The 1,347-nt window shown below is 65.9% G+C and carries 2 protein-coding genes; both read left to right on the top strand.

Annotated elements, in window-relative coordinates; genetic code table 11:
* Positions 1-32 precede the first annotated feature (32 nt).
* Positions 33-1,172: an IS701 family transposase gene (locus ACLARN_RS44060; RefSeq protein ID WP_409497446.1), complete on the top strand. Its 1,140-nt coding sequence runs from the start codon at positions 33-35 to the stop codon at positions 1,170-1,172.
* Positions 1,169-1,333, top strand: coding sequence for a hypothetical protein (locus tag ACLARN_RS44055; RefSeq protein ID WP_409497445.1), 165 nt, complete (start codon positions 1,169-1,171; stop codon positions 1,331-1,333). Before ACLARN_RS44060 ends, ACLARN_RS44055 begins: the two co-directional genes overlap by 4 nt.
* Positions 1,334-1,347 lie beyond the last annotated feature (14 nt).

Here is a 1,347-nt window from a genome sequence, read left to right as displayed (position 1 = left end):
TACTGCAACGGCACTCGCATGGGTAGTGGATGATGTTGCGGGTGATGGACATGGTGGTGGCTGAGCTGGGTCGGGTCCATGAGCGGATTTCGGGTCGTTTCACGAGGTTGGAGCCGCGGGGCCGGGCGCGGGAGTATGTGTCCGGGCTGGTGGCGGGCCTGGAGCGGAAGAACGGCTGGACGCTGGCCGAGCAGGCGGGTGAGCTGTCTCCTGATGGGATGCAGCGGTTGCTGCGCTGGGCGGACTGGGACATCGATGGTGTCCGTGACGATCTGCGGGACTATGTGGTCGAGCACCTGGGTGTGCCGGGTGGTGTGCTGATCGTGGACGACACCGGGTTCCTGAAGAAGGGCACCAAATCCGCCGGTGTGCAGCGGCAATACTCGGGAACCGCCGGCCGGATCGAGAACTGCCAGATCGGGACTTTCCTGGCGTATGCCTCGGATCGCGGGCATGCGCTGATCGATCGGGAACTGTATCTGCCGGAGCCGTGGATCGCCGACCGGGACCGCGCCCGTGCGGCCGGGATCCCGGACGAGATCGAGTTCGAGACCAAACCACGTCACGCGATGGCGATGCTGGCACGGGCGTTCGAGGCGGGTGTGCCGTTCGCGTGGATCACCGCCGATGAGGCGTATGGGCAGGTGAAGTATCTGCGGGCATGGCTGGAAGAATGCGGCGCCGCGCATGTGCTGGCCACCAAGGTCAACGACACCCTGATCACCATCGACGGCGGCGAGCACCGGGCGGATGAGCTGATCACCGCCCTGCCGCAGCGCTCGTGGCGGCGGCTGTCGGTCGGTGCCGGGGCGCACGGCCCCCGCGAATACGACTGGGCCAGGACACCGATCCGCATCGCCTGGCAGCCAGGACGCGGGCACTGGCTGCTCGCCCGGCGTTCGATCAGCGATCCGACCGAGATCGCCTACTACGTCTGCTACGGGCCCCGCCGCTCGACGCTGCTGGACCTGGCCTGGATCGCCGGATCCCGCTGGCGGATCGAGGAATGCTTCCAGCAAGCCAAGAACGAAGCCGGGCTCGACCACTACCAGGTCCGATCCTGGCGAGCGTGGTATGCCCACATCACCCTGTCCATGCTCGCGCACGCCTGGCTCGCCGTCACCAGATCCCTTGCCATAAAAGGGGAATCGGTGTCGAGGAACCAGACATGATCGGATTCACGCTACCGGAGATCCGGCGCCTGCTCACCAAACTCGTCCTGCGTGTCGCCGACACCGCCGACCACATCTGGTCCTGGTCACGATTCCGCCGCCGACGACAACACCAAGCCCGCCTCAGCCACTACAAACGGCGAGGCTACCCACTCAACTGAGTGCCGTTGCAGTA

Source organism: Amycolatopsis sp. cmx-11-12 (assembly GCF_046269425.1).
GTDB lineage: Bacteria > Actinomycetota > Actinomycetes > Mycobacteriales > Pseudonocardiaceae > Amycolatopsis.
This window is presented reverse-complemented; position numbering and strand designations above follow the sequence as displayed.

What these genes read in the sequence shown, in the direction of transcription:
- ACLARN_RS44060 (WP_409497446.1), top strand. Translation starts at nt 33, where the DNA reads ATGTTGCGGGTGATGGACATGGTGGTGGCTGAGCTGGGTCGGGTCCAT.
- ACLARN_RS44055 (WP_409497445.1), top strand. Translation starts at nt 1,169, where the DNA reads ATGATCGGATTCACGCTACCGGAGATCCGGCGCCTGCTCACCAAACTC.